The organism is Bradyrhizobium vignae (assembly GCF_900324035.1).
GTDB classification, from domain to species: Bacteria; Pseudomonadota; Alphaproteobacteria; order Rhizobiales; family Xanthobacteraceae; genus Bradyrhizobium; species Bradyrhizobium vignae.
Genome location: NZ_LS398110.1, coordinates 7353482 through 7379145, shown reverse-complemented (window position 1 = coordinate 7379145; position 25664 = coordinate 7353482). Strand labels below are relative to the sequence as shown.

Below are 25664 nucleotides of genomic sequence, written 5' to 3'. Positions count from 1 at the left end.
TGCAAGGCCGCTTGATTACTTGGTGCGCAGAACTTCGACGCCGGGCAGGGGCTTGCCTTCCATCCATTCAAGGAACGCGCCACCGGCGGTGGAGACATAGGTGAAGTCACCGGCCACATGGGCCTGGTTGAGCGCCGCGACGGTGTCGCCGCCGCCCGCGATCGAGATCAGCTTCTTGGCCTTGGTGCGCTCGGCGGCGTGCTTGGCGGCCGCGACCGTGCCGCGGTCGAACGGCTGCAGCTCGAAGGCCCCGAGCGGTCCGTTCCAGACCAGCGTCGCCGCATCGTCGATCGCGGCGTGGACGCGCGCGACCGATTGTGGGCCGACGTCGAGGATCATGCCGTCGGCGGGGATCGCGTCGAGCCCATAGGCATGCGCGGGCGCGTTGGCGGCGAAATGGTAGGCGACGGTGGCGTCGACGGGAAGGATGATGGCGCAGTTGGCGGCGTTCGCCTTCTCCAGGATGCGCAGCGCGGTCGGCGCGAGGTCCTTCTCGGCCAGCGACTTGCCGATCGCAACGCCCTGCGCGTGCAGGAAGGTGTTGGCCATGCCGCCGCCGATCACGAGCGCATCGACCTTGGTGACGAGGTTTTCCAGCAGGTCGATCTTGGTCGAGACTTTTGCGCCGCCGATGATCGCGATCACAGGCTTGGTCGGCGACCCCAGCGCCTTCTCCAGCGCATCGAGCTCGGCCTGCATGGTGCGGCCTGCATAGGCGGGCAGCTTGTGACCGAGGCCTTCGGTCGAGGCGTGGGCGCGGTGTGCGGCCGAGAAGGCGTCATTGACCCAGATGTCGCCGAGCTTGGCGAGCTCCGCGACGAAGGCAGGATCGTTCTTTTCCTCTTCCTTGTGGAAGCGGGTGTTTTCGAGACACAGGATGTCGCCGTCCTTCAGGCCGGCCACCGCCTGTGCTGCGGGCTCGCCGATGCAATCGTCGGCGAAGGCGACGGGTTTTTTCACCACCTTGGACAGCGCTTCGGCAACCGGCTTGAGCGAGTCCTTGGCATCGCGTCCCTTCGGCCGGCCGAAATGCGCGAGCAGGATGACCTTGCCGCCCTTGTCCGAGATTTCGCTGATGGTCGGCGCAACGCGCTCGAGCCGCGTGGCATCGGTGACGCGCCCGTTCTCCATGGGCACGTTGAGATCGACGCGCAGCAAGACGCGCTTGCCCTTCACGTCGACGTCGTCGAGGGTGCGGAATTTGTTGGTCATCTGAGAGGCCCTTGTCCCGGGCGCACCGCGGCGCGCAGCGCTGCTGTGCAGAACCGGGACCCACGTTGCGGCGAGTCCCGCGGTTGAGATGGGTCCCGGATCTGTGAAGCAGCGTTTCACGCTGCATCGCGTCCGGGACATGGAGCGTCCTCAGATCACCTTGCTCATCGCGACGGCGGTGTCCGCCATGCGGTTCGAGAACCCCCACTCGTTGTCGTACCAGGACATCACGCGCACCAGCGTGCCGTTCTGCACCTTGGTCTGGTCCTCGTGGAAGGTCGAGGAGTGCGGGTCGTGGTTGAAGTCGATCGAGACGTTCGGCGCGTTGGTGTAGCCGAGGATGCCCTTGAGCTGCTGCTCGCTGGCGCGCTTCATCGCCGCGTTGACTTCCTTGGCGTCGGTGGCGCGCTTGGCGACGATCTTGAGGTCGACGACCGAGACGTTCGGGGTCGGCACGCGGATCGCGACGCCGTCGAGCTTGCCCTTGAGTTCCGGCAGCACGAGGCCGATCGCCTTCGCAGCGCCGGTCGAGGTCGGGATCATCGACATCGCCGCGGCGCGGCCGCGGTAGAGATCCTTGTGCAGCGTGTCCAGCGTCGGCTGGTCGCCGGTGTAAGCGTGGATCGTGGTCATGAAGCCGGTCTCGATGCCGACGAGATCGTTCAGCACCTTGGCGACCGGCGCGAGGCAGTTGGTGGTGCAGCTTCCGTTGGAGACGACGAGGTGATCCCTGGTCAGCGTCTCGTGATTGACGCCGTAGACGATGGTGGCGTCGGCGCCGTCGGCGGGCGCGGAGACCAGCACACGCTTGGCGCCGGCGGTCAGATGCGCGGAAGCCTTGTCCTTCGAGGTGAAGATGCCGGTGCATTCCAGCGCGATGTCGACGCCGAGATCCTTCCACGGCAGCTTCGAAGGATCGCGCTCGGCGGTCACCTTGATCTTGCCGCTGCCGAGGCTGATGGAGTCGCCCTCGACGGTGACGGTGCCGGGGAAACGGCCATGGACGCTGTCGTAGCGGAGGAGATGGGCGTTGGTCTCGACCGGGCCGAGATCGTTGATGCCGACGACCTCGATGTCCTTGCGGCCTGACTCGGCGATAGCCCGCAGGACGTTGCGGCCGATGCGGCCAAAACCGTTAATTCCGACGCGGACTGCCATGTTTCGTCTCCTTCAATGACCGTTGTCATCCCGCACAACGCGCGCTTGGCGCGCTTGCGAGGGTTTTTTAGGGGCGGACGCCCGGTTCGGCCGGGCGGTGCTTGATCATATGGGAGATTACGTAGTCCTTTTTTGCGGCAAGCTCAACTCTCAGGAAACGCGCTTCAGCACAGCGTTAACCGCGGCCTCGGCGGTAATGCCGAAATGCTTGTAAAGCTCCTTGGCAGGACCGCTTTCGCCGAAGGAATGCATGCCGATGAACTCGCCGTCCTGGCCGATCACGGCATCCCAGCCCCAGCGCACGGCGGCCTCGATCGCAATCTTGACCGGCGCGTTGCCGATGATTGCGGCGCGTTTCGCCTCTGGTTGCGCTAACAACAGCTCGAGCGAAGGAACAGAGACAACGCGTGACGCGATGCCGCGTTCCGTGAGCTGTTTTTGGGCAGCCACCGCGATCTCGACCTCGGAGCCGGAAGCGAACAGCGTCACCTTGGCTTCGCCCTGGGCTGGGACGAGCTCATAGGCGCCGGCCGCACAGGGATTGTCGTTCGGTGCGGTGGTACGCAGCTGCGGCAGGTTCTGCCGCGTCAGCGCCAGCACGGTCGGTCCGTCCACGCGGTTGAGCGCGAGCTCCCAGCACTCGGCGACCTCGATGGCATCGCAGGGACGGAACACGCGCATGTTGGGAATGGCGCGAAGCGCGGCGAGATGCTCGACCGGCTGATGGGTCGGGCCGTCCTCGCCGAGGCCGATGGAGTCGTGAGTCATCACGTAGACGACGCCGGCACCCATCAGCGCGGCAAGGCGCATCGCGGGACGGGCGTAGTCGGTGAATACCAGAAACGTCGCGCCGTTCGGCGCGAAGCCGCCGTGCAGGAAGATGCCGTTCATCGCAGCCGCCATGCCGTGCTCGCGGATGCCGTAATGGATGAAGCGGCCCTTCGGCGTCTTGGCCGAGAAGGCAGTCGCCGATTTCGCTTTGTTGTTGTTGGAGCCGGTGAGATCGGCGGAGCCGGCCAGGAATTCCATCGGCATCGCGGCGGCGATCGCCTCGATCGCGGCTTCCGATGATTTGCGGGTTGCCGCCGTCAGCGGCTTCTCGAGCAATTCCTTCTTGTGCGCGCGCAGCGCCTTTGCGAGCGACGCCGGACGCTCATGTCGCAGGCGGCGCTCGAACTCGGCACGCTTGCGGCTGCCGAGCTCACTGATCCGTCCTTCCCATTCCTGCCGCGCCACAGCGCCGCGGCTGCCGGCTGCGCGCCAGGCCTTCAGCACGTCGTCAGGCACGGAGAACGGCTCGAGCGAGATGCCGAGATTTTCCTTGGCGGCCTTGAGCTCGTCGGCCCCGAGCGCCTCGCCATGCACCTTCGCGGTGCCGGCCTTGTGCGGCGCGCCGAAACCGATGGTGGTGCGGCAGGCAATCAGCGTCGGCTTGTTCGATTTCCTGGCGCGCGTGATGGCGTCGGCGATCGCGGCCTGGTCCTGGCCGTCGATCTTCTCGGCCGCCCAGCCCGCCGCTTTGAAGCGCTTCACCTGGTCGACGGAATCCGCGATCGAGGTTGGGCCATCGATCGAGATGCCGTTGTCGTCGTAGAGCACGATCAGCTTGTTGAGCTTCCAATGCCCGGCCATCGCGATCGCTTCCTGCGACACGCCTTCCATCAGGTCGCCGTCGGATGCGAGCACATAGGTATGGTGATCGACGATCTTCTTGCCGAACTCGGCGGCGAGCATCTTCTCGGCGAGCGCCATGCCGACTGCAGTCGAGATGCCCTGGCCGAGCGGTCCCGTGGTGGTTTCGATGCCTTTGGTGCGGAAATTCTCGGGGTGGCCGGGAGTGAGCGAGTTGACCTGGCGAAACTGCTTGATCTGGTCCAGCGTCATCTCGGTATTGCCGGTGAGATACAGCAGCGAATAGAGCAGCATCGAGCCGTGGCCGGCCGAGAGCACGAAGCGGTCGCGGTCAGGCCAGGCTGGCGCGGCGGCATCGAATTTCAGGAACTGCGTGAACAGCACGGTGGCGATGTCGGCGGCACCCATCGGCAGGCCGGGATGGCCCGATTTGGCCTTCTCGACAGCGTCCATCGAAAGGCCGCGGATCGCGTTGGCCATGCGGGTGTGGTCGACCTGCGTATGGGCCATACGGGTGGCATCGAGCTGCATCATGGTGAAAATCCGTCTGGAATGAGGTGCTTGATGGCCGTGTGCGCCGCGCTGGATCGAGACTGGCGGTCACGGGAGCTGGGGCTGGATAGCATCTCGGTTCCGGGAGTCCAAGGCAATCAAGCGCGTTCCGAGCGCGAAAAATCGCCCAAGTATCATCCAGGTATTATCAAGGCATGATCCGGAAAGTGGGAACCGTTTTTCCGAAAGATCATGCACACGGGAACCGGTAGGCCGGGATGCCGGATCCCATCTATCGGTGCATAGCTTTGCGGCGGCGTTGCGCTGGGCTTTCCTGCCACGTAAATTTCTGCTTCTAACCGCTTGCCGAACCGAGTCTTTTGCCGGACGGCAAGCTCCAGGGAAAGGCCACTGGGCAAAGGCCGCCAGGTTCCGCCGCTGACTGCATGAACGATCGCGTATCAAACAGTTCCGCCATGACGGAGTCATCTGCCGTCGAGATCGAGATTGCGACCCGCCGGCTCACGGCGGCGCTCGACGCGCTCGAAAGTGCGGTGGAGCGGCGGCGCGATGCCGATCGCGACGAGAACGAGCTCGCGGCGCGGATTCAGGCGCTCGGCGCGGATCGCTCGCGCCTTGCCGACGAGCTCGACGGCGCACTGGTGAAGGCGCGCAAGCTCGAGCGCGCCAATCGCGAGATCTCTGACCGGCTGGATTCCGCAATCGTCACGATACGCTCGGTGCTCGATACCGGAGAGGACGGATGAGCCACATCAACGTCACCATCAACGGCCGGCAATACCGCATGGCCTGCGAGGAGGGCCAGGAGGTGCGGCTGCTCAAGCTCGCCGAAACCCTGGAGACACGCATCCAGTCGCTGCGCGGAAAATTCGGCGAGATCGGCGATGCGCGGCTCACCGTGATGGCGGCGCTGACCGTGTGTGACGAATTGATCGACACCAGCAACCGTGTCCGAACCCTCGAGCAGGAGCTGACCGAGCTCCGGGATTTCCGCAACGCCGCCGTCGAGCGCGCCAGGATGACGCAGACCGCCGTGGTCAACGCACTGAACGCCGCCGCCGAACGCATCGAGAAGTCGACCCAGGTGCTGAACCGCACCGTCGGCAACGGGATTGCGATCGGGTAGGCGAGAGCCACGCGACCGGTGCGCTCCCTCCCCAGCTCGCGGGCAGGGCTATCGCATATGGGTCGTGGCTGCAGCCTGCGCGCACGCCTCGTCCTTCGAGAGCCCGCCTAAGGCGGGCGTCTCGAAGGATGGCCGCAGGGAAAGGATCTCAGATGCGATAGCCCTGCGCTCGCGGGGGAGGGTTGCGGAGAGGGTGTTTCCGCTGGGCGAGAACCCCCAGGAGGAGAGAGCCCTCACCCGCCGCGCTTCGCGCGTCGACCTCTCGCGCAAGGAGTTGCGAACCAGCCGCGACTCGGGCTGGCGATTCGTCAGTATCGTTGTTAGATTGCCTGAGCGAGGCTGCGACGTGCGTCAGGAGCCATATATCCCCGGGGCCTTATCGATCCTTTAGGGAACTGTCCCTGGCCGGGCCCGTGGGCCCGGACATATGGTGCCCACCTACTTTCGTAGGGAACTCCGGGATCGAGTGCTTCAACGGCGTACGCGGCTTCGCACTTGTCTGCTTGATTTGTTGTCTGCTTGATTTGTGCTTGTTGAAACGACTGCGGCCGGTTCAACAGGTGTCATGTTCCGCCTGGTGCGCAATTGCGTACGGGGGCGGGGCATCCAGTACGCCGCGGCCTTTGTGTGAATCACCACCGGCTCTGGAATACTGGATCGCCTGCTCCAGTGCGCAATGGCGCACAAGGCGGGTGATGACTTTGGGGGACCAGCACATGTCCAACTCGAAATCCGAGCTCCGCGCCAAAGCCCTCGCCAAGCGCGATGCGCTGAGCGAGAAGAAGCGCACTGCCGCCGCCGCAAAGCTCGCCAAGCGCGGGCTGCCGTTCAAGCTGCTGCCGGGCAGCATCGTCTCCGGCTATTCGCCGATCCGCAGCGAGATCGATCCGATGCCGCTTTTGACCAAGCTCGCGGAGGAGGGCGCGAGGCTGGCGCTGCCTTGCGTCACTGCGCGCGGCCAGTCGCTGATCTTCCGCCTCTTCCATCCGAACGATCGCCTGATGCTCGGCCCACTCGGCATTCCCGAGCCGTCGCCTGCAGCGGCCGAGGTCGTCCCCGATATCATGCTGACGCCGCTCGCCGCGTTCGACCGCCTCGGCCATCGCATCGGCTATGGCGCGGGACATTACGATTTCACCTTCGCGCATCTGCGGAAAGCCAAGCACATCGTCGGCATCGGCCTTGCGTTTGCAGCACAGGAGATCGAGACGGTTCCGGCACTATCGCACGACGTCGCGCTGGATTATGTGCTAACGGAAACGGACGTGTTCGATTTCCGGAGTTCTGAAGTTGCGCATTCTCTTCGTGGGTGACGTCGTCGGCCGTAGCGGGCGCGAGGCCGTCGCCGAATATCTGCCCGGCATGGTCAAGGACTGGTCGCTCGATTTCGTCGTGGTCAACGGCGAGAATTCGGCCGGCGGCTTCGGCATCACGGAAGCGATCTACCAGGAGTTTCTCGAGGCCGGCGCCGACGCGGTGACGCTCGGCAATCATTCCTGGGATCAGCGCGAGGCGCTCGTCTTCATCGAGCGCGCCGACCGCCTGGTGCGGCCCGCGAACTATCCGCGCGGCACGCCCGGCCGCGGCGCCGCCTTGGTCGAGACCAAGAACGGCAAGCATGCACTCGTCGTCAACGCTTTGGGCCGCGTGTTCATGACCCCGTTCGACGATCCCTTCGCCGCGCTCGAGCGCGAATTGGGAGCCTGCCCGCTCGGCGTCGCCGCCGACGCCATCGTCGTCGACTTCCATTGCGAGGCGAGCAGCGAGAAACAGGGCATCGGCTTCTTCTGCGACGGTCGCGCCAGCCTCGTCGTCGGCACCCACACGCATGTCCCGACCGCCGACCACCAGATCCTGTCCGGCGGCACCGCCTACATGACCGACGCCGGCATGACCGGCGATTACGACTCCATCATCGGCATGCAGAAGGAAGAGCCGCTGCGCCGGTTCACCACGGGGATTCCGTCGGGGCGCTTCGAGCCGGCCGCAGGCGCTGCGACGCTCAGCGCCGTTGCGGTCGAGACGGACGATGCAACGGGCCTCGCGCTCAGGATCGCGCCGGTGCGTGTGGGCGGAAGGCTGGAGCCCGCGACGCCGAAGTTCTGGTTGAGTTGACGGTCATGCAGCAATCGCCCCTGCCACCCTCCAGGGGAGGGTAAGAGCGGCGCGCTACTCCGCCGTCTGACCCCGCAACTCCGCCACGTCCTTCGCCGTCAGCTTCGAGCCCTTCGCACCGAACCGCGCCGTGACGTAGTTCGCCACCGCCGCGATCTCGTCGTCGGTATACGCATTGCCGAACGCGGGCATCGACAGTGCACCATCAGGCGTATGCCGCTTGGTGCCCGAGATCACGATCTGCGCGACGTTGGTGGCGGCGGGGTCGTTGACGGCCCAGGTGCCGGTCAGCGTCGCCATCGGCGAGACAGGGCTCTCGCCGCTCCAGCCGTGGCAGCTGGCGCAGGCGCTGGCGAACACCTTCTTGCCGCGCGCGTCCGCGGTGACGCCGTCGCGGTGCGAGGCGGGGGCGACGGGCGCCGTGGTGGCCGGCAGGTCGGGCGAGGGCTGCGGCGGCACGCTGCGCAAGTAGGCAACGATGCTGCTGATGTCTTCGGGTGCGAACCGGCTGAAACTGTGGTCGACCGCTTCACCCATCGGACCCGAGGCCGAGCCGTGGCTAGGTGCATGGCCGAGCGACAGATACGAGATCAGATCCTGATCGCTCCAGTTGCCGAGACCGGTCGCCTTGTCGGAAGAAATGTTGAAGGCGCGCCAGCCCGCCGTGATGGCGCCGGCGAACTTCTTGCGGTTGTCGAGCGCGAAGCCGAGATTGCGCGGGGTGTGGCATTCGCCGCAATGCGCCAGCGCCTCGACGAGATACGCACCACGATTCCACTCCGGGCTCTTCGAGGTATCAGGCGCAAAGCGCGTATCCGGATTGAACACCGCCGACCAGACAATCATCGCCCAGCGCTGGTTGAACGGGAAGGACAGCGTGTTCTCGGGCGCCTTGGCGCGCACCGCCGGCAGGCTGAACAGATAGGCCTTCACCGCCAGCACGTCCTCGTCGGTCATGAAGGTGTAGGACGTGTACGGCATCGCCGGATAGAGCCGCGCGCCGTCACGGCGCTTGCCGTGCTGGACCGCGTTCAGGAAATCCTGATCGCTGTAATTGCCGATGCCGGTGTCCTTGTCCGGGGTGATGTTGGTCGAATAGAGCGTGCCGAACGGCAGCTTGAAGGCGAGCCCGCCGGAATACTCCTTCTCGCCAGGCTTGGTGTGGCAGACCATGCAGTCGGCCGCCTTTGCGAGATACTCACCGCGTTCGGCCAGGCTTGCCTTCTCCAGCTTGGCCGGCACGCCCGTCGGCTTGCCGGCGCGGTAGTCCGCCAGCGCCACCTTGGTGCCGCCTGCAAAGTCGAGCGGGCCGGGCCCGCGGATGATCCAGACGCCGAGCGCCACCGCGACGATGGCGATCACGAGCAGGCTCGTGAGGATACGCATCTTGCCGCTCATGCCTTCTTCCCCGCAGCCAGCAGTTTCCGATCGATTGGCAGGCGCCGCAGCGCCACACCGGTTGCCGCATAAATCGCGTTGCGCAACGCCGGTGGTCCGGCATTGACGCCGGCCTCGCCGATGCCGCCCGGCGCCTCGCCGCTCTTGACGACGATCACCTCGATCTTCGGCGTCTCGTTGATGCGCATCATGCGGTAGTCGTGGAAGTTCGACTGCTGCACGCGGCCCTTGTCGATGGTGATCTCGCCATAGAGTGCGGCGGTGAGGCCGAAGATCAAGCCACCCTCGATCTGCGCCTTCACCGTATCGGGGTTGACCGCGATACCGGTGTCGACCACCGAGGTAACGCGGCGGAGCGTGATCTCGCCGATGTCGTCGATCTCGGCCTCGACCACCGTCGCGATGAAGCTTGCGAATGAGGGCTGCACGCAGACGCCGCGGCCGACGCGCGGAGGCAGCGGTTGGCCCCAGCCGGATTTCTCCGCGACCTGGTCGAGCACCGCCAGCATGCGCGGGTTTTTCGTCAGCATGGACTTGCGGAATTCAATGGGGTCCTTGCCCGCCTTGCGCGCGAGCTCGTCCATCGCGCATTCGACCGCGAACACATTGTTGTTCGGGCCGACGCCGCGCCAGAAGCCTGTCGGCACCGACAGCGGTTCGGCACGGACATATTCGACGTGGAAGTTGGCGAAGTCGTAGGGCGCATCGACGGCAGCGTCGACTGCATCGATATCGATTCCCTTCTGGAACGCCGGCGGCAGCCAGCGCGCCAGCACGGCGGAGCCGGCGACCTTGTACTTCCACCCCGAGACCTTGCCGTCGACCAGCGACGCCGTGATCTGATCGCGATAGACCGGGCGGTAGACGTCGTGCTGGATGTCCTCCTCGCGGGTCCACACCACCTTCACGGGGTAGTCGACCTGTTTTGCGATCTTGACCGCCGCGACAACCATGTCCGGCTCGAGCTTGCGGCCGAAGCCGCCGCCGAGCAGATGGTTGTTGACGATGACCTTGTCGACCGGCAGCCCCGCGGCCTTCGCCGCCTCCGACTGCACGCGCGTCATGATCTGCGTGCCGGTCCAGATCTCGCAGGAGTCGGGCTTCACGTGCACCGTGGCGTTGATCGGCTCCATCGAGGCATGCGCCAGGAACGGCAGCTCGTAAGCCGCTTCGAACTTGTCGCCGCTCGCCAGCGCCTTGGCGATGTCGCCGTCGGATCTGGCGATCGCGCCGTCTTTCTGGCTGGCCTTGCGCAGATCGTCCCAGATGTCCTTGGTGGAGATCTCAGCGTTCGACCCCTCGTTCCACTCGATCTTGAGCGCTTCGAGACCTTTCTTTGCCGCCCACATGTGATCGCCGATCACGGCGACTGCGTCATCGAGTACGACGACCTTGCGCACGCCGGCGACTTTCGTCGCGGCGCTGTCGTCGACCTTGCCGACCTTGCCACCAAATACCGGGCAATTGGCGATCGCGGCGATCTTCATGCCGGGGAGGATCGCGTCGATGCCGTAGAGCGCCTTGCCGTTGACCTTGTCCGGCGTATCGAGCCGCTTCAACGGCTGACCGATGAGGACGAAGTCCTTGGGATCCATGATTGCGACATCTTTCGGAGGCGTCTGGGCCTGCGCGGCAAGCGCCAGTTCGCCATAGCCGAGCTTGCGGCCGCTCGCGTCATGCGCGACCTCGCCCTTCGACGCGCTGCAGCTTGCAGGCTCGACGCCCCATTGGGCGGCTGCGGCCTGCACCAGCATCGCGCGCGCGGTCGCGCCGGCCTTGCGCAGCGGCAGCCACCAGGCGCGGATCGAGTTGGAGTTGCCGGTGACTTGCAGGCCGAAGGTGGGATTGCCGTAGAGCTTGTCATTCGGCGGGGCGTGCTGCACCTCGACCTTGCTCCAGTCGGCATCCAGCTCCTCGGCGAGTACCGCGGAGATCGACGTGTACGTGCCCTGGCCCATCTCGACCTGCGGCATGATCAGCACCGTGCGGCCGGTCTCGTCGATGCGGATGAACGCGTTGGGCGCGAACTTTCCCTGGGTGTTGTCGAGCGGCTGCACCGGCTCGTTGATTGCGGCGCGCAGCGGCAGATGGAAGGCGAGCAGGAAGCCGCCCGCGAGACCGCCGGTCAGCAGCGAGCGGCGGGAGAGGCTGTTGCGTGCATTCATGGCGAACCTCAGGACTGGCGGCCGTTGGCGGCCTGCTTGATGGCCTCGCGGATGCGCACATAGGTGCCGCAGCGGCAGATGTTGCCGGCCATCGCGGCGTCGATATCGGAATCGTCAGGATTCGGCGTTGCCGCCAGCAGCGCCGCGGCCGCCATGATCTGGCCTGACTGGCAGTAACCGCACTGGATCACTTCGGCCTCGAGCCAGGCCTTCTGCACCTTCGCGCCCGCCGGCGTGCTGCCGACATGCTCGATGGTGGTCACATTGCGGTTCTCGACCGCGCTCACCGGCAACACGCAGGAGCGCACCGCCTTGCCGTCGATATGCACCGTGCAGGCGCCGCATTGCGCGATGCCGCAGCCGAACTTGGTGCCGGTCATGCCGAGGATGTCGCGCAGCACCCACAGCAGCGGCATGTCGGGTGGCGCGTCGAACGATTTCGTTTCGCCGTTGATAGAGAGTGTTGTTGCCATGTGCATCCCCTTGCTCGACGAGCGCTTACGGCGTCGGCGATTTGCGCGTGACCCTAATCATATCGATGCGACGCGATGAAGCTTCCAAATTCGCAGCAATGCATATTTGGGCGGTCGAAGCGGCAGACCATGACATTCACGAATTTGTGCGGCGACCGCTGCGCCTATTCCAGGCTATTTGATATGATAAACGTCATATTTCGATGCATTTTCGTCGCTTTGCGTGGTCTAACGCCGCAGATCGTCGTGCGAATGCGCAAAATCATGCGATGACGAAAATCGTGCGATTGGGAAAGTCGGGCGGCCCATTGCTGTGCCCTCTCCCCTTGGGCCCCCTTGAGGCACTTCCAGCAAGTTGAAAGCAAAGAGCTGGAAGTTGGACGGTTGCGCTCGCTGAACAGCGGCGGTCGCCGTCAAACCTGCTCGATCCTTTGATATAGCTCAAAGCGACCTCGCAGTGCGTGATCATTTCTGCGACGGAGCCTGGGGGCGTAACCTACCTGGGAGATTGCCATGTTGAAGACAGTAGTGATCGGAACAACCGCGCTCTTCCTTGCTGCCTCCTCGATTGCCAACGCACAATCCTCGCAAACCTCCTCTCCTGCGATACCGGAACGGTTAAATGCAACCGACCAGAATACACTTACGGATATGAGGGTTGATCTGGTGAAGGCCGCGTTGCAGTTGACACCTGACCAGGAAAAGCTTTGGCCGCCCGTAGAGAGCGCCATTCGTGCCAATGCGGAGGATCGGAGAGCCCGTATTGCAAAAATCCAGGAAACAGTGGGTAGAGCGGCCAACGAAAGCCGTGTCGAACTCATGCGCAATCGTGACCCCATCGCCTTTTTGCAACAACGCTCGCAAGCATTGGCTCAACGTTCAGCCGATTTGGATAAGCTCGCCGAGGCGTGGCAGCCACTCTACGGTACGCTTAGCCAAGAACAGAGGCGGCGCATGGCGGCGCTCGCGATCTTTGTAATCCACGATATGAGCAACGTCGTAGATCGGCGCCGTGCGCAGTTTCAGGAGAACGAGGACTGAAGCAAAGTAGTTCGATGCTCAGGCTTAAATAGCCGCGTGTGCTCCGCCCATTATACGGCAGCAGCGGCGATGTCTGCTTTTGTGCAAGGCCGACATCCCCCAGGGTTTGGCGAAGCCGAAGCGTTCGCCAGCCCATGGCAAAGCCGTTTCGGAACTCCGGATCTGTGCCCATCGCGACCGTTTGGGCGCAGCAGGGACATGTCCGAAGTGGAGCGCAGACCGGAAGTCTACTCCGAGAAAGGAGCTATATGATTTCGGTGCAGGACAGTTGGTCTTGTGGCGCCATCGAACAGCACTGTAATGCCTGTTGTGCGAAGGCCGACTTCGACAACAGTGCCGGTGCGAGCCAAATCTGGGCACCGAAGGCCCTAAAGCATGATCCGGAAAAGCGTGCAGCGGTTTTCCGAAAAGATCATGCTCAAACAATAACCTGAAGCGCGATGGTGATTCATCCTGATCCCATCGCGCTTTAGGCTCGCTCATCTTGAGTGCCGACAACAAGCCTGTCGGTCTCTGCGTTTGCCAACAATCATACTGAAACAGAAGGGCTCAGTGTATCCGATTGGTCAGCACTTCTGCCACAACTGGAAGGCGCATAATCGTACCTCCCGTAAACCGCGCGCTGGCCAAAATCGAAACTTCGAGTGTTGCCGCCCCGATACATCGCATGCTCATCAAATCAGCTACGTTCAGGTCGGAATGCCGCAACAAGTAACTCGCGGTCGTTTCAGACCGAAACGACGGGATGGAGCAATGACAATGAAGAAGTTTTTGCTGAGCACCGTGGCCTTGCTGGCCGTGGGCATGGCCGCGCCCGCGTCGGCGGCTGATCTGGCTGCTAAACCTTACGTCAAGGCGCCGCCCCCGGTCGCGCCGATCTATGATTGGACCGGTTTCTACATCGGCGCCAACGGCGGGTGGGGCCAAAGCCACAATTGCGTGGATTTCGTCACGCTCGCAGGAACAGTCGCAAGCGGTTGCCGTGACCGTTCCGGAGGGGTTGTCGGCGGGCAGATCGGATATCGCTGGCAGACCAATCAGTTTGTGTTCGGATTGGAGGCACAGGGCGATTGGGCCGACCTCAGCAACACCCGTGTCAGCCTGTTCAACCCGACGCTTTCAACCACGGTGAAGACCGATGCCATCGGCCTCTTCACGGGCCAACTCGGTTGGGCATGGAACGCCTCACTGTTCTACGTGAAGGGCGGCGCGGCCGTGACCAGAAACCGCTTTACAATCTTCGACAACACCACCGGGATCGGGCTGGTCTCGGCAGATAACACGCGCTGGGGCGGCACCCTGGGTGTCGGCTGGGAGTATGGTTTCGCACCGAACTGGTCGGTCGGTCTTGAATACGACCATCTGTGGATGGGACACGCCAATAACTCCTTCTCCGTCGCCGATCCGCGCCTTGCGGCCGTACTCAACGATCGGATTAGCCAGGACGTGGATATGGTCACTGTGCGGTTTAACTACCGCTTCGGCGGCTACGGCTATCCTCCGGTCGCGGCCAAATACTGACCCTCTTCTCGACGCTTTTTCCAGCATGATGGGCCGGGCAGGTTTGCCCGGCCTTTTTGTTGCATGCGGATGTCCGAAAAGATTGCGAAGCGATCTATCAGATCATCTCGAACGAACCGCCAAGCGATTGCGGAACGCATCAACGCCGCATTCGAGACCAGCGATATCGCCGAGATTTGTGACGGGCATCCAATGGGCAATCGTTCGAGGTGAAAGTGGACCACGTTCCCGACCAATGGCGGAGGAGTGGGTCCGTGAGATCGAGAGCGCGTGTCGCGAAGCGGCGCGGCATTTTTTTCAAACAATGGGGCGGCGTTCGCAAGAACCGTACTGGCAGGGCAGTATCGGGGGCGCACCTTCGATGAGATGCCGCTTGGGACACTATCGAGACGCCCGAGGTGGCAACTTCGGAATAATAGCATTATGCCCCTGTTTTGCCCGACAAGTCAAAGCGCGCCACGGCTTGCCTGCATAAGCCATTGATTTCGCACACCCCGGCTACTGTGCATGGGGTTGTTTTTCAGGTTTTTGATTCATGGGCCGCAGGAGCGCCCGTCAGCCCTGCCGGAAACCCATCCGGAAGGCGCCCCCGTGCCTGCCCAGGAGCAACTGTGTTGAAGTAGACCGGTGCAGGAGAGCGGGCACTACAGCTTGTAAGCCGTGCGGAATCCGCCCCAGTGCCGTCCCTTGACGCGGATCGGCACGTCGATCTCGCGCATCATGACCGTGCTCCCGTTGCCCATGTCGCGGGCGTAGCTCTGGACCAGGTACGAGCGCTGGTTGTGCGCCGCAGCCAACCCCGCCGGATCGTTGAAGATGCGCCGGTTGCGGCTGTTGGCGGTGTTCCAGGCGATGTCGCCCGGCCGCTGCGGATGCGAATAGATCTTGTTGTGCACCGGCAGGAAGCCGTTGCGGTCGACCATGGCGCAGAACGCCATGCGCGGGTCCTTGGCGAGGAAGGCGTCCTGAAACGGCGGCAGCGCGCGGTCGGCCCAGTCGAGATATTTCGTGCGGTATTGCTGCGGATTGGTGCCGGCGATCTCCACATAGTCGGTGTCGAAGAGGTCCTCCATCTTGACCTCGCCGCGCGCAACCGCCTGCTCGAATATTTTCGTCAGCGCATTGCCCGCCTCCATGGCACGGGTGACGAACTCCGTATTCTCCTCATGGATCGACCAGAGCTTATCCTCGATCTTCTCGTTGAGCGCGGCGTTGGGACCGACGAATTGCGCGCGGGCGCCGGCGCTGGATTGTGCGACCACGCGCAGGCGGCAGGCGCCGATGTCTTCGAGGCTGCCTTCGATCATCGCTTGCGGTGCAAGCCCGCCTGCGTCCGGGCCGCCGATGAGTACGCCTTCCATCGCGATCTCATAGACCGGCATCACGCCACGCGTGGTCTCGAACTTGAGGTGACAGGGCAGCCGCTCGCTCTTGCGGCGGTCGTCGTGCTCGCTCTGACGCAGCAGCACGGCGCAGCGCGATTTCAGCTTCCGAGCAAATGTGGTGACGGCCTTGCCGGCACTGGCGACGCTCTCGCCATGGGTCTCGGCTGCCTTGGTCGCGGCATCGATCTCGGCCGCGCTCTCGCCGACCGAGATGATGAACTCCGAGGCGCTGGCGGCGTTGCCGGAGACTTCGCTCGTGGTGGCAGTCTGCTCGGCGACCGCGCCGTTGACGGTGTCGAACACCGGGCGGATCGCCTCGATCGCCTGCGAAATGCGATGCACGGCATCCGCAGAGCCGGCGGCGTCGCGCTGCAGCGCGTCGATCTTCCGGGTGATCTCTTCCGTGGCGCCTTGCGTCTGCACTGCGAGCGCCTTGACCTCGGTGGCGACGACCGCAAAACCCCTGCCGGCGTCGCCGGCGCGCGCGGCCTCGATCGTCGAGTTGAGCGCGAGCAGCGTGGTCTGCCGCGCGATCTGCGCGATCAGATTGACGACATTGCCGATGGCGGCGGAGGATTCGCGCAAGCGATCGACGTTGGCGCGGGCTTCCTGCGCCGCGGCGCTGGCCTCGTCGGCGAGGATGCCGGCTTCGCGGACCTGCGCGCCGATGCCCTGCGCGGACTGGGTGAACTTGTCGGCGGCATGGGCGAAGGTGGAGGCGGTCGACTGCGCCGCATTGGTGCGGCCGGTAAGGGCGTCGGTGCGGGCGCGAATGGCGGCGAGCGTCGCGGCGGTCGCCTCGGCGCCGCCGGCCACGGAATTGGCGGCGCGCTCGAGCTGGCGAATCATGGCGCCGAGCTCGAGTTCCAGCAGTTCCAGGATTTCCCTGGCGGAATCGCCCTCGCTGGCCGGGGCGGGCTCGGAATGGGCCACCGGCTGCGCGGCCTGCGGAGCTGCCACGGGCGCAGCGATGTCAGGCAGACGCCTCCGAAATAGTCCGAATGCCATCACGTCTCTCTTGTCGGGGAACGGGCGGAGGCTATTTTTGCAGGCCGGAATGAAATCAGGGTTAACGATGCCCGATCTTTAGGCACGAACCATTACGGCGGCTACCTCTACAGTGCTACCTTGAGACAACCAGAGCCCTTTGATTCCGGTGGGTTGGCAGCCTATAAGGCCGCGCTTCCCACGCTCACCCTTGGCTGACGATTCCTTAAGAGACCACGCATGGCCGGACATTCCCAATTCAAGAACATCATGCACCGCAAGGGGCGGCAGGATGCCCAGAAGTCGAAGATCTTCGGCAAGCTGGCGCGGGAAATCACCGTCGCCGCCAAATTGGGTACGCCCGACCCCGCCATGAACCCGCGCCTGCGTGCCGCCGTGATCGCGGCGCGCCAGGAGAACATGCCGAAGGACAATATCGAGCGTGCCATCAAGAAGGCGATCGGCAGCGAGGGCGAGAACTATGACGAGATCCGCTACGAGGGTTACGGCCCCGGCGGCGTCGCCGTCATCGTCGAGGCGCTCACAGACAACCGCAACCGCGCCGCCTCCGACATCCGCTCCTTCTTCACCAAGTCCGGCGGCAATCTCGGCGAGACCGGCTCGGTGTCCTTCATGTTCGACCGCACCGGCATCATCGAATACGACCGCAGCGTCGCCTCCGACGACGCGGTGCTGGACGCCGCGATCGAGGCCGGCGCAGATGACGTGGTTTCCGGCGAGGGCGGCCACGAGATCTACGCCTCGACTGAAAACTATCGCGACGTCGCCAAGGCGCTGGAAGCCAAGTTCGGCGAGCCGCGCAAGGCCGCGCTGATCTGGAAGCCGCAGAACACTGTTACGGTCGACGACGAAACCGGCGAGAAGCTGCTCAAGCTGATGGACCTGCTCAACGAGCACGACGACGTCCAGAACGTCTACGCCAATTTCGAGGTGTCGGACGCGCTGATGGCGAAGATGGGTGGCTGATAGCCAGCTCCGAATTCCACTGTCTCGCCTGGCTTGACCGGGCGACCCAGTATTCCGGAGACACCTGCGAGATCCGGACAAGCCGCGGCGTACTGGATACCCCGCTTTCGCGGGGTATGACGGCATGCCCTGTGGTGGCAGCTCCTGCCCCACTTCCCCTGTTTACTTCCGTTCTGTTTCTGTTTCCCTCGGTCCGGCCAGCCGCTATCACTGGCCCATGACCGAGCTCCCGATTCGTGGCCCCGTTCGCATCATCGGCATCGACCCCGGCCTGCGCCGCACCGGCTGGGGCGTGATCGAGGCCGAGGGCAATCGCCTGATCTACGTCGCCTGCGGCTCGGTGGAACCGCCGGACAATCTGCCGCTGTCGGGTCGGCTGCTCGCGATCCATGAAGGGCTGGCGGCCGTTCTATCCGATCACCAGCCGATGGAAGCCGCGGTCGAGCAGACCTTCGTGAACAAGGACGGCGTTGCGACGCTGAAGCTCGGTCAGGCCCGCGGCGTCGCCATGCTGGCGCCCGCAATGTTCGGCATCTCTGTCGCCGAATACGCGCCGAACCAGGTCAAGAAGACGGTGGTCGGCGCCGGCCACGCCGACAAGCAACAGATCGCGATGATGCTGAAGATCTTGCTGCCGAAAGCCGAGCCGCCGTCCGCCGACGCGGCCGACGCGCTCGCCATCGCCATCACCCACGCCCATCACCGCCAGAGCACCGCGCTCCGGCTGAAGGTGGTGGGGATATGATCGGCAAGCTCAAGGGCCTGATCGATTCCTACGGCGAGGACTTCGTCATCCTCGACGTCGGCGGCGTCGGCTATCAGGTGCACTGCTCGTCGCGGACGCTGCAGCATCTGCCGTCGTCGGGTGAGGCCGCCGTGCTGTCGATCGAGACCTATGTCCGCGAGGACCAGATCAAGTTGTTCGGCTTCCGCACCGACCAGGAGCGCGAATGGTTTCGCCTGCTCCAGACCGTTCAGGGCGTCGGTGCCAAGGTCGCGCTCGCGGTGCTCGGCACGCTGTCGCCTGCCGATCTCGCCAACGCCATCGCACTGCGCGACAAGGCTGCGGTGGCGCGCACGCCCGGCGTCGGCCCCAAGGTCGCCGAGCGCATCGTCACCGAATTGAAGGACAAGGCACCGGCCTTCGCCAATGTCGATCCGGCCGTGGTGCATCTCGCTGGTGCCGTCGACGATCAGCGCGCGCCGCGCCCGGTGGCGGATGCGATCTCCGCGCTGGTCAATCTCGGCTACGGCCAGCCGCAAGCCGCCGCCGCGATTGCATCGGCCTCGCGCAGCGCAGGTGAGGGCGCCGAGACGGCGCAGCTCATTCGATTGGGTTTGAAGGAACTGGCCAAGTGAACAACGGCCGGCGCCTCTCCGAGTGGGGTCAAGGTGCGGCACGCCAGCATTTGCGGCGCCTCGGCCGTATGTTCGTCGTCGTCTTCTGCGGAACACTTTTTGCCGGGTATCTTGCAATGCTGGCGTTTTCGGCATCAGGTTGTTTTCTTAGTCGTGTCATTCGATGCTTTTCGGTCTCGCGCGACCTGATCGGATTCAGCTGGTTTGCCGTGAAAGGCTTGTTCTTGCCCGCGGCCGTTGTGGCCTTGATGGTTGCAATCTTCCTGCAAATCCGAGGCTCCGTTGTCTGGTGGAACGTTCTCGTTGCAAGCTTGCTTTCGGCGCTGGTGATTGGCTCTGTTGGAAGAACACTGAGTGAACCGGCTGAGGCATTTGTTTTGCTTGTGGTAAGTTTGATCTTCTTTGCAGGTGCTCAAGCTGCCCTTCTTATCGACAAGCGACTGTGCAGGACTTCCGCATGACCACTCCCCCCCGCATGGTCTCGCCCGAACGCCGCAGCGACGATGTCGGCGACACCGCGCTGCGCCCGCAATCGCTGTCCGATTTCGTCGGCCAGCAGCAGGCGCGCAAGAATCTCTCGATCTTCATCGAAGCGGCGCGCAAGCGCGGCGAGGCGCTGGATCACGTGCTGTTCGTCGGTCCCCCCGGCCTCGGCAAGACCACGCTGGCGCAGATCGTGGCGAAGGAGCTCGGCGTCGGCTTTCGCGCCACGTCGGGTCCTGTCATCGCCAAGGCCGGCGACCTCGCGGCGCTCCTGACCAATCTCGAAGAGCGCGACGTGCTCTTCATCGACGAGATCCATCGCCTCAGCCCCGCGGTGGAAGAGGTGCTCTATCCCGCGATGGAGGACTTTCAGCTCGACCTCATCATCGGCGAGGGCCCGGCGGCGCGCTCGGTGAAGATCGAGCTGTCGAAGTTCACGCTGGTCGGTGCCACCACGCGCGCAGGCCTTCTCACCAATCCCTTGCGCGACCGCTTCGGCATTCCGATCCGGCTCAATTTCTACACCATTGAAGAACTCGAGAGCATCGTCAGCCGCGGCGCGCGTGTGCTCAATGTCGGCATGAGCGCGGACGGCGCCAACGAGATCGCGCGCCGCGCCCGCGGCACGCCGCGCATCGCCGGCCGCCTGCTGCGTCGCGTGCGCGATTTCGCCTCCGCGGCCGATGCCGATAAGATCGATCGCAAGATCGCCGATCACGCGCTCAGCGCGCTCGAGGTCGATGCCGCAGGGCTCGACACCATGGATCGGCGCTATCTCTCGACCATCGCTCTCAACTATGGCGGCGGCCCCGTCGGCGTCGAGACCATGGCCGCGGCCTTGTCGGAGCCGCGCGATGCCATCGAGGACATCATCGAGCCCTATCTGATCCAGTGCGGCTATCTGCAGCGCACGCCGCGCGGCCGGCTGCTGACCTCGCACGCCTTCCGCCATCTCGGCATCGCCGAACCCTCGCGCGATGCGGCGGCGCAGTTCGGCCTGTTCGGCACGGATGACGGCGACGAGTGACCTGCTGAAGCGTCCGCCGTTCCGGCTTTGATGAACTTCCGGTAATCTCGTGCAGACGATCTGCACGAACGCACCCCAATTCCGCTCCAATCAGATATCATCAAGACGCCGCATCACCATCGAGCTTCCATGATCACGCGCCGTCATCTCATCCGTTCCATCGGCGGCCTGTCCGCCCTCGGCGTCTCGACCGCGGCCTATGGCGTCGGTGTCGAGCCGATGCTGCGGCTCCGCGTCACCCGCTATCATCCGACGCCGCGGCAGTGGCCGGCGGATCTTCCGCTGAAGATCGCCGTCGTCGCCGACATCCATGCCTGCGATCCCTGGATGCCGCTGGACCGGATCGCGGCCATCGTCGATCGCACCAACGCGCTGAAGCCCGACCTCATCGTGCTGCTCGGCGACTACGTGGCCGGCCTGCATCAGGTCACGCGCATCATCCCGTCGAGCGAATGGGCGAGAGTGCTGGCGGGCCTCAAGGCGCCGCTCGGCGTCCATGCCGTCATGGGCAACCACGATTATTGGGACGACGGGACGGTGCAGCGGGCCGGGCAGGGGGCGACCGTCGCGCATCGTGCACTGGAGGCGGCCGGCATCCCCGTCTACGAGAACGATGTCGTGCGCCTCACCAAGGACGGCCGCTCGTTCTGGCTCGCCGGCCTCGGCGATCAGCTCGCCTTCCTGCCGGCGCGACGTTTCCGGAGCATGGTGCGCTTCGGTGCCGACGATCTCAATGCGACGCTCGCCAAGGTCACGGACGATGCGCCCATCATCCTGCTCGCGCATGAGCCCAACATCGCGCCGCGCGTGCCCGCGCGCGTCGCGCTGCAACTGTCCGGCCACACCCATGGCGGTCAGGTCCGCCTGCTCGGCTGGTCGCCGGCCGTTCCAAAGCAGCAGGGCATCCGGCTTGCCTATGGTCATCTCAGGCTGAAATGCGACGTCATCATCTCCGGCGGCCTCGGTTGCAGCATCATGCCCGTTCGTGTCGGCGTGCCGCCGGAGATCGTCGAGGTGACGCTGGGGCGGACTGCGCCGGTCGTGTCCTGACACGCTTGCGCGGACCTCGGTTTTTGCGCAAAACGGGGCCGACAGCGACAAGCGAAGAGGCTCGCGACGTGACTGCCCATCTCGACGGCGAGATCCGCGACGGTCGCCACCACATGCAGGTCCGTGTCTACTACGAGGACACGGATTTTTCCGGCATCGTCTATCACGCCAATTATCTGCGCTACATGGAGCGCGGACGCACCAATCACCTCAGGCTGATGGGCGCCGAGCAGCAGGCGCTGTTCGAGCAGACCGAGACGGAAGGCGCCGGTTTCGCCTTCGTGGTGCGCTCGATGCATCTGGACTTTTTGAAGCCCGCGCGGATGGACGACGTGCTCGATGTCGTGACCTGGCCGATCGCGGTGAAGGGCGCCTCCATCATGCTGGCGCAGGAGGTGCGACGCGGCAACGACGTGTTGGTGAAAGCCGAGGTCCGCGTCGCCTTCATCAGCGGTGGCCGCGCCCAGCCGATCCCGAAGTCGATCCGCACGCTGATGAAAGCCGATTTGATTTCCTGATCGCCCGATAAGTGATCGCCTGATTTGTGATGGCCTATCGACTCCGCCAAACGCGGCGATAAATTCTCGGCCCCCGATCAACCGATGAGGCCATCATGTCGCGCCCGCCGCTTCCACCCTTCACCCGCGAGACCGCCGCGCAAAAGGCCCGCATGGCCGAGGACGCCTGGAATTCACGCGATCCCGTGCGCGTGTCGCTCGCCTATACCGAGGACAGCCGCTGGCGCAATCGTTCGGAAGTTTTTCAGGGCCGCGAAGCCATCGTCGCCTTTCTCACCCGCAAATGGGAGAAGGAGCAGGACTACCGCCTGATCAAGGATCTCTGGGCCTTCGACGGCAACCGCATCGCGGTGCGCTTCCAGTACGAATGGCACGATGCAAGCGGCCAGTGGTATCGCTCCTACGGCAACGAGCAGTGGGAGTTCGACGAGCACGGCCTGATGAAGCGGCGCGAGGCTTCGATCAACGACATCGTGATTGCAGAGAAGGATCGCCGGTTTCACTGGGCGGCGCCGGGACCGCGGCCGGCCGATGTGCCGGGGCTGGGGACGGATCCGTTCTGAGCCGCGCAGGCAACTCTCAATCCTCACGGTGAGGAGCCGCGAAGCGGCGTCTCGAACCATGCAGGCCCCGCTGGTGCAGCAGGGGCCTCCATCCTTCGAGACGCGCGCGAGAGCGCGCTCCTCAAGCTGAGGAGATCGGTTTGCGTGCCAGAAACCTCGTAATCGCCCCACCGAGCTTCGCGCTGTCCATCGGCTCCGCCAGCGACGCCCGCGCCGTCGCGACGACATCATCCGGCGCTTTCCCTTCGCGCAGTTCGCAGCAAACTTCCGCGAACGCTACATCGAATTCCGGATGCGGCTGCACTGTCAGCGTCGTGCCGTTGGCATAGAGCAGGCCAGCATGCGGGGTGAAGTCGGACGAGAGGATCGTCAGCGCGTCGTTTGGCGGCTCGATCACCTGATCCTGATGTGAGGCGGCGATCGCGACCGCTTCGCCATCGATGACGCCGTTTTCCGGCAGCACCTGATAGACGTGCCGCCCGATGCCCCAGCCCTTCTCGGATTTGCGCACGGTGCCGCCCAGCGCCTGCGCGATCAGCTGATGGCCGAAGCAGACGCCGACCATCGGTGTCTTGTTGGCGTAAGCCGTGCGCACGAAATCTTCCAGCGGCGCGATCCAGTCGAGCCCGTCATAGACGCCGGCCGCAGCGCCGGTGATCAGGACGGCCTCGAGCTTGCTCGGATCGGGAAGCGCATCGCCGTTCGGAATGCTGACGACCTCGACCGTCGCCGTCGAATCCTCGGCACGGATCATGCGTTCGAACATGTCCGGAAACGAACCGTGGTGCTCGCGATATTTCGGCGGTACCTGCCCGGTCTCGATGATCGTGATGCGTGCCATATGCCCCCAGGCTGAAACGTTGCGCGTGTGATCGCAAGCTCAGTTGCTTTCTGTCCCATGTTGCTGGTGAGGCGCTGTGCGCTCCAGCAGTGCGCTCTCCTTGCGGACCTCGTTGAGAAAGGCCTTCGCCAGACGCGACAGCGGTTCGGCTTCCGACCATAGCATATAGGCGACCGCCTGCGTCGTCGGAGTGAACGGACGGACGACGAGGCCGCTGCCGCCGTTCTGCCGCGGCGAAAAGGGATCGACCACCGCAGCGCCGACGCCCGCGGCCGCGAGCACGCAGGCCGTGTTGCAATAGCGCACCTCCACGCTCGGCTGGAACGGCGCGCCGGCGCGGGCAAAGCTGTCGCGCACGGCTTCGCCCAGCCGCGTGCCGCGCTCGAGGCCGATGAAGGGCAGGCCGGAGAGGTCCGCAGCCGAGATCACCGGCCTGTCGGCGAGCGGGTGCTGCGGCGGCAGCACGCAGACCATCTCGCCGGTGTGGACCACCTCGTGCGCGATGCCGGGATGATGCGTCAGCCCGAGCGCGAAGCCGAGTTCGGCGACACGGCTGAGCACGCCCTCGATGATGCCCTCGTAGCGGCGCACGTCGAAGAACATGCGCGTCTCCGGGCGGCGGCGCAGGAACCCTGACAGTGCCGAGGGAATGATGCTGTAGGCGAGCGGCGGCGTCGCGACGATGGCGAGATGCCCGGAGCGGTTCTCCCGCAGATCGCGCACACGGTTTTCGAGCTTGGCGTGCAGCGCGAAGATCGCCTCGCTCTCCTTGTAGAGCGCCATCGCTTCCGCGGTCGGAAACAGCCGGTTGTTGACGCGCTCGAACAGCGCGAAGCCCGCCTGCGCTTCCATCGTTTTCAGCGCATTGCTGACCGCGGGCTGCGACAGCGCCAGTTCGTCCGCCGCCGCAACCGTGGTGCGGTGGCGGATGACGGCACGGAGAATCTCGAGCTGACGCAGGTTCATATCACTGCCGGTTATACTCAGGGCCAAAAGATCATAGCAGAGCGAATTGATTTTGCAGCCCCGCTCACTCGTAATGGCAGCGGATTTGCGCATCGCATCAAAGGGTTCACTCGCCCATTGAGGCAGCACTGCGCATAGATTGGAGGCAATCTTGGTTCGTGTCCTTCGCGCCGCCGCAGCCCAGATGGGGCCGACGCAAAAAGCAGATCCTCGCGAGCACACGCTGGCTCGAATGCTCGCGCTTCTGGAGGAGGCCGCCGGCCGTGGCGCCAGCCTCGTGGTGTTTCCGGAGCTTGCCTTCACGACCTTCTTTCCGCGCTGGCTGCTCGAAGGCGAGGCGCTCGACCGGTATTTCGAGCGCAGCATGCCGAACGCGGCGGTGGCAAAGCTGTTCGACCGCGCACGTATGCTCCGCGTCGGCTTCTATGTCGGTTATGCCGAGCTGACCCCGGACGGTCGGCGCTACAATTGCTCTATCCTGGTCGATCGCGACGGCGAGATTCTCGGCCGCTATCGCAAGGTGCATTTGCCGGGCTCGGTCGAGCCTCGCGAGGGCGCGCGCTACCAGCAGCTCGAGAAGCGCTATTTTGAATATGGCGACCTCGGCTTCCCCGCCTTCCGTGCCGGGTCGGCGTGGGCCCACGCCATCATGGGCATGATGATCTGCAACGATCGACGCTGGCCGGAATCCTGGCGCGTGCTCGGCCTGCAAGGCGTCGAGCTCGTCTGCATCGGCTACAATTCGGCGGCCTATGATCCGAACGGCGGCATCACCGAAGACGCTTCCTTGCGCACGTTCCATTCCACGCTCGTGACGCAGGCCAATGCCTACATGAATGCGACCTGGGCGATCTCGGTGGCGAAAGCGGGCGAGGAGGATGGCTCCGGCCTGATCGGCGGCTCCTGCATCGTCGATCCCAATGGGCGCATCGTCGCGCAGGCGCAGACGCTGGCCGACGAGGTGATCGTCGCCGACATCGATCTCGATCTCTGCCGTCAGGGCAAGGACAAGATGTTCAACTTCGCCGCCCACCGGCGGCCCGAGCAATACAGGGTGATCACCGAACGCGCTGGCGTGATCGAGCCGGCCGTTCTCGATGCCGACTGAGCAAGTGGCACGGCGCTCGCAACGGCGCTGGCAACG

The 25664-nt window shown here is 64.4% G+C and carries 25 protein-coding genes and 1 other RNA gene; 17 read left to right on the top strand and 9 right to left on the bottom strand.

Annotated features, from left to right (window positions below; translation table 11 throughout):
* Window positions 1-15: 15 nt before the first annotated feature.
* The 3 genes from BRAD3257_RS35490 to tkt form a co-directional block, all read right to left on the bottom strand.
* Window positions 16-1212 carry a phosphoglycerate kinase gene (locus tag BRAD3257_RS35490; protein ID WP_122405692.1) on the bottom strand — a complete coding sequence of 399 codons (1197 nt, stop codon included), beginning with the start codon at window positions 1210-1212 and terminating at the stop codon, window positions 16-18.
* A gap of 150 nt (window positions 1213-1362) precedes the next feature.
* Complete coding sequence (gap, locus tag BRAD3257_RS35485; protein ID WP_122405691.1) at window positions 1363-2370, bottom strand: type I glyceraldehyde-3-phosphate dehydrogenase; 1008 nt, start codon at window positions 2368-2370, stop codon at window positions 1363-1365.
* 150 nt (window positions 2371-2520) lie between these two features.
* Window positions 2521-4536: a transketolase gene (tkt, locus tag BRAD3257_RS35480; protein ID WP_122405690.1), complete on the bottom strand. Its 2016-nt coding sequence runs from the start codon at window positions 4534-4536 to the stop codon at window positions 2521-2523.
* 404 nt (window positions 4537-4940) lie between these two features.
* On the opposite strand from tkt, the gene BRAD3257_RS35475 reads away from it, so the two are divergent.
* From BRAD3257_RS35475 to BRAD3257_RS35455, 5 genes are all read left to right on the top strand, one after another.
* Window positions 4941-5261 carry a DUF4164 domain-containing protein gene (locus BRAD3257_RS35475; RefSeq protein WP_164937020.1) on the top strand — a complete coding sequence of 107 codons (321 nt, stop codon included), beginning with the start codon at window positions 4941-4943 and terminating at the stop codon, window positions 5259-5261.
* Window positions 5258-5641 (top strand): cell division protein ZapA, encoded by a 384-nt coding sequence (locus BRAD3257_RS35470; protein ID WP_061025095.1) that lies wholly within the window; start codon window positions 5258-5260, stop codon window positions 5639-5641. The genes BRAD3257_RS35475 and BRAD3257_RS35470 overlap by 4 nt, the downstream gene beginning before the upstream one ends.
* 333 nt (window positions 5642-5974) lie before the next feature.
* Window positions 5975-6135: non-coding RNA, 6S RNA (ssrS, locus tag BRAD3257_RS35465), on the top strand.
* A 222-nt stretch (window positions 6136-6357) separates the two neighbouring features.
* Entirely contained in the window at window positions 6358-6954 is a 597-nt protein-coding gene (locus BRAD3257_RS35460; protein ID WP_122405688.1) for a 5-formyltetrahydrofolate cyclo-ligase, read from the top strand.
* Window positions 6932-7756, top strand: a complete 825-nt coding sequence (locus BRAD3257_RS35455) for a TIGR00282 family metallophosphoesterase (RefSeq protein WP_162500449.1) — start codon at window positions 6932-6934, stop codon at window positions 7754-7756. The genes BRAD3257_RS35460 and BRAD3257_RS35455 overlap by 23 nt, the downstream gene beginning before the upstream one ends.
* 54 nt (window positions 7757-7810) lie before the next feature.
* Here the strand turns inward: BRAD3257_RS35455 and BRAD3257_RS35450 are convergent, their stop codons facing one another.
* The 3 genes from BRAD3257_RS35450 to BRAD3257_RS35440 are packed head-to-tail and all read right to left on the bottom strand — an operon-like array spanning window position 7811 to window position 11792.
* On the bottom strand, window positions 7811-9154 hold the full coding sequence (locus BRAD3257_RS35450; RefSeq protein ID WP_122405687.1) for a c-type cytochrome: 1344 nt from the start codon (window positions 9152-9154) through the stop codon (window positions 7811-7813).
* Entirely contained in the window at window positions 9151-11319 is a 2169-nt protein-coding gene (locus BRAD3257_RS35445) for a xanthine dehydrogenase family protein molybdopterin-binding subunit (RefSeq protein ID WP_162500448.1), read from the bottom strand. The genes BRAD3257_RS35450 and BRAD3257_RS35445 overlap by 4 nt, the downstream gene beginning before the upstream one ends.
* A gap of 8 nt (window positions 11320-11327) precedes the next feature.
* Entirely contained in the window at window positions 11328-11792 is a 465-nt protein-coding gene (locus BRAD3257_RS35440) for a (2Fe-2S)-binding protein (RefSeq protein WP_174221612.1), read from the bottom strand.
* A 513-nt stretch (window positions 11793-12305) separates the two neighbouring features.
* Between BRAD3257_RS35440 and BRAD3257_RS35435 the strand changes: the two genes are divergently transcribed.
* The 3 genes from BRAD3257_RS35435 (at window position 12306) to BRAD3257_RS35425 (ending at window position 14829) form a co-directional block, all read left to right on the top strand.
* The gene (locus BRAD3257_RS35435) at window positions 12306-12833 is read left to right on the top strand and encodes a Spy/CpxP family protein refolding chaperone (RefSeq protein ID WP_122405684.1); all 528 of its coding nucleotides are present in this window, start codon (window positions 12306-12308) and stop codon (window positions 12831-12833) included.
* A 759-nt stretch (window positions 12834-13592) separates the two neighbouring features.
* Window positions 13593-14354: an outer membrane protein gene (locus BRAD3257_RS35430; RefSeq protein ID WP_122405683.1), complete on the top strand. Its 762-nt coding sequence runs from the start codon at window positions 13593-13595 to the stop codon at window positions 14352-14354.
* 25 nt (window positions 14355-14379) lie between these two features.
* Entirely contained in the window at window positions 14380-14829 is a 450-nt protein-coding gene (locus BRAD3257_RS35425; protein ID WP_197711520.1) for a DUF5131 family protein, read from the top strand.
* 169 nt (window positions 14830-14998) lie between these two features.
* Here BRAD3257_RS35425 and BRAD3257_RS35420 read toward each other — a convergent pair whose 3' ends face one another.
* Window positions 14999-16747: a methyl-accepting chemotaxis protein gene (locus BRAD3257_RS35420; RefSeq protein ID WP_162500447.1), complete on the bottom strand. Its 1749-nt coding sequence runs from the start codon at window positions 16745-16747 to the stop codon at window positions 14999-15001.
* A gap of 219 nt (window positions 16748-16966) precedes the next feature.
* On the opposite strand from BRAD3257_RS35420, the gene BRAD3257_RS35415 reads away from it, so the two are divergent.
* From BRAD3257_RS35415 to BRAD3257_RS35375, 8 genes are all read left to right on the top strand, one after another.
* Window positions 16967-17713, top strand: coding sequence for a YebC/PmpR family DNA-binding transcriptional regulator (locus BRAD3257_RS35415; protein ID WP_122405681.1), 747 nt, complete (start codon window positions 16967-16969; stop codon window positions 17711-17713).
* A 217-nt stretch (window positions 17714-17930) separates the two neighbouring features.
* Window positions 17931-18458, top strand: a complete 528-nt coding sequence (gene ruvC / locus BRAD3257_RS35405) for a crossover junction endodeoxyribonuclease RuvC (protein ID WP_122405679.1) — start codon at window positions 17931-17933, stop codon at window positions 18456-18458.
* Complete coding sequence (ruvA, locus tag BRAD3257_RS35400; protein WP_122405678.1) at window positions 18455-19072, top strand: Holliday junction branch migration protein RuvA; 618 nt, start codon at window positions 18455-18457, stop codon at window positions 19070-19072. The genes ruvC and ruvA overlap by 4 nt, the downstream gene beginning before the upstream one ends.
* Window positions 19069-19533, top strand: coding sequence for a hypothetical protein (locus tag BRAD3257_RS35395; RefSeq protein ID WP_129144408.1), 465 nt, complete (start codon window positions 19069-19071; stop codon window positions 19531-19533). The genes ruvA and BRAD3257_RS35395 overlap by 4 nt, the downstream gene beginning before the upstream one ends.
* Window positions 19530-20582, top strand: coding sequence for a Holliday junction branch migration DNA helicase RuvB (gene ruvB, locus BRAD3257_RS35390; protein ID WP_122405676.1), 1053 nt, complete (start codon window positions 19530-19532; stop codon window positions 20580-20582). Before BRAD3257_RS35395 ends, ruvB begins: the two co-directional genes overlap by 4 nt.
* Window positions 20583-20711: 129 nt before the next feature.
* Window positions 20712-21632, top strand: a complete 921-nt coding sequence (locus BRAD3257_RS35385) for a metallophosphoesterase (RefSeq protein ID WP_122405675.1) — start codon at window positions 20712-20714, stop codon at window positions 21630-21632.
* Between the two features lie 68 nt (window positions 21633-21700).
* On the top strand, window positions 21701-22150 hold the full coding sequence (ybgC, locus tag BRAD3257_RS35380) for a tol-pal system-associated acyl-CoA thioesterase (protein ID WP_027577544.1): 450 nt from the start codon (window positions 21701-21703) through the stop codon (window positions 22148-22150).
* Between the two features lie 95 nt (window positions 22151-22245).
* Entirely contained in the window at window positions 22246-22713 is a 468-nt protein-coding gene (locus BRAD3257_RS35375; RefSeq protein WP_122405674.1) for a nuclear transport factor 2 family protein, read from the top strand.
* A gap of 121 nt (window positions 22714-22834) precedes the next feature.
* Here the strand turns inward: BRAD3257_RS35375 and BRAD3257_RS35370 are convergent, their stop codons facing one another.
* Window positions 22835-23554: a type 1 glutamine amidotransferase gene (locus tag BRAD3257_RS35370; RefSeq protein WP_122405673.1), complete on the bottom strand. Its 720-nt coding sequence runs from the start codon at window positions 23552-23554 to the stop codon at window positions 22835-22837.
* A gap of 39 nt (window positions 23555-23593) precedes the next feature.
* Window positions 23594-24520, bottom strand: coding sequence for a LysR family transcriptional regulator (locus BRAD3257_RS35365; protein ID WP_122405672.1), 927 nt, complete (start codon window positions 24518-24520; stop codon window positions 23594-23596).
* Window positions 24521-24671: 151 nt separating this feature from the next.
* On the opposite strand from BRAD3257_RS35365, the gene BRAD3257_RS35360 reads away from it, so the two are divergent.
* A complete protein-coding gene (locus BRAD3257_RS35360) occupies window positions 24672-25628 on the top strand; it encodes an N-carbamoyl-D-amino-acid hydrolase (protein ID WP_122406930.1) in 957 nt (318 codons plus the stop codon).
* The last annotated feature ends 36 nt before the right edge of the window (window positions 25629-25664 follow it).

Bases quoted from the DNA above. Each gene is read 5' to 3' on its own strand.
- BRAD3257_RS35375 (WP_122405674.1), top strand. From the start codon at position 22,246: ATGTCGCGCCCGCCGCTTCCACCCTTCACCCGCGAGACCGCCGCGCAA.
- BRAD3257_RS35440 (WP_174221612.1), bottom strand. From the start codon at position 11,792: ATGGCAACAACACTCTCTATCAACGGCGAAACGAAATCGTTCGACGCG.
- BRAD3257_RS35420 (WP_162500447.1), bottom strand. From the start codon at position 16,747: ATGGCATTCGGACTATTTCGGAGGCGTCTGCCTGACATCGCTGCGCCC.
- BRAD3257_RS35460 (WP_122405688.1), top strand. From the start codon at position 6,358: ATGTCCAACTCGAAATCCGAGCTCCGCGCCAAAGCCCTCGCCAAGCGC.
- BRAD3257_RS35415 (WP_122405681.1), top strand. From the start codon at position 16,967: ATGGCCGGACATTCCCAATTCAAGAACATCATGCACCGCAAGGGGCGG.
- ruvA (WP_122405678.1), top strand. From the start codon at position 18,455: ATGATCGGCAAGCTCAAGGGCCTGATCGATTCCTACGGCGAGGACTTC.
- BRAD3257_RS35430 (WP_122405683.1), top strand. From the start codon at position 13,593: ATGAAGAAGTTTTTGCTGAGCACCGTGGCCTTGCTGGCCGTGGGCATG.
- BRAD3257_RS35445 (WP_162500448.1), bottom strand. From the start codon at position 11,319: ATGAATGCACGCAACAGCCTCTCCCGCCGCTCGCTGCTGACCGGCGGT.
- BRAD3257_RS35475 (WP_164937020.1), top strand. From the start codon at position 4,941: ATGAACGATCGCGTATCAAACAGTTCCGCCATGACGGAGTCATCTGCC.
- BRAD3257_RS35385 (WP_122405675.1), top strand. From the start codon at position 20,712: ATGATCACGCGCCGTCATCTCATCCGTTCCATCGGCGGCCTGTCCGCC.
- BRAD3257_RS35435 (WP_122405684.1), top strand. From the start codon at position 12,306: ATGTTGAAGACAGTAGTGATCGGAACAACCGCGCTCTTCCTTGCTGCC.
- BRAD3257_RS35490 (WP_122405692.1), bottom strand. From the start codon at position 1,212: ATGACCAACAAATTCCGCACCCTCGACGACGTCGACGTGAAGGGCAAG.
- ruvC (WP_122405679.1), top strand. From the start codon at position 17,931: ATGACCGAGCTCCCGATTCGTGGCCCCGTTCGCATCATCGGCATCGAC.
- ruvB (WP_122405676.1), top strand. From the start codon at position 19,530: ATGACCACTCCCCCCCGCATGGTCTCGCCCGAACGCCGCAGCGACGAT.
- tkt (WP_122405690.1), bottom strand. From the start codon at position 4,536: ATGATGCAGCTCGATGCCACCCGTATGGCCCATACGCAGGTCGACCAC.
- BRAD3257_RS35450 (WP_122405687.1), bottom strand. From the start codon at position 9,154: ATGAGCGGCAAGATGCGTATCCTCACGAGCCTGCTCGTGATCGCCATC.
- BRAD3257_RS35470 (WP_061025095.1), top strand. From the start codon at position 5,258: ATGAGCCACATCAACGTCACCATCAACGGCCGGCAATACCGCATGGCC.
- BRAD3257_RS35425 (WP_197711520.1), top strand. From the start codon at position 14,380: ATGATGGGCCGGGCAGGTTTGCCCGGCCTTTTTGTTGCATGCGGATGT.
- BRAD3257_RS35370 (WP_122405673.1), bottom strand. From the start codon at position 23,554: ATGGCACGCATCACGATCATCGAGACCGGGCAGGTACCGCCGAAATAT.
- gap (WP_122405691.1), bottom strand. From the start codon at position 2,370: ATGGCAGTCCGCGTCGGAATTAACGGTTTTGGCCGCATCGGCCGCAAC.
- BRAD3257_RS35365 (WP_122405672.1), bottom strand. From the start codon at position 24,520: ATGAACCTGCGTCAGCTCGAGATTCTCCGTGCCGTCATCCGCCACCGC.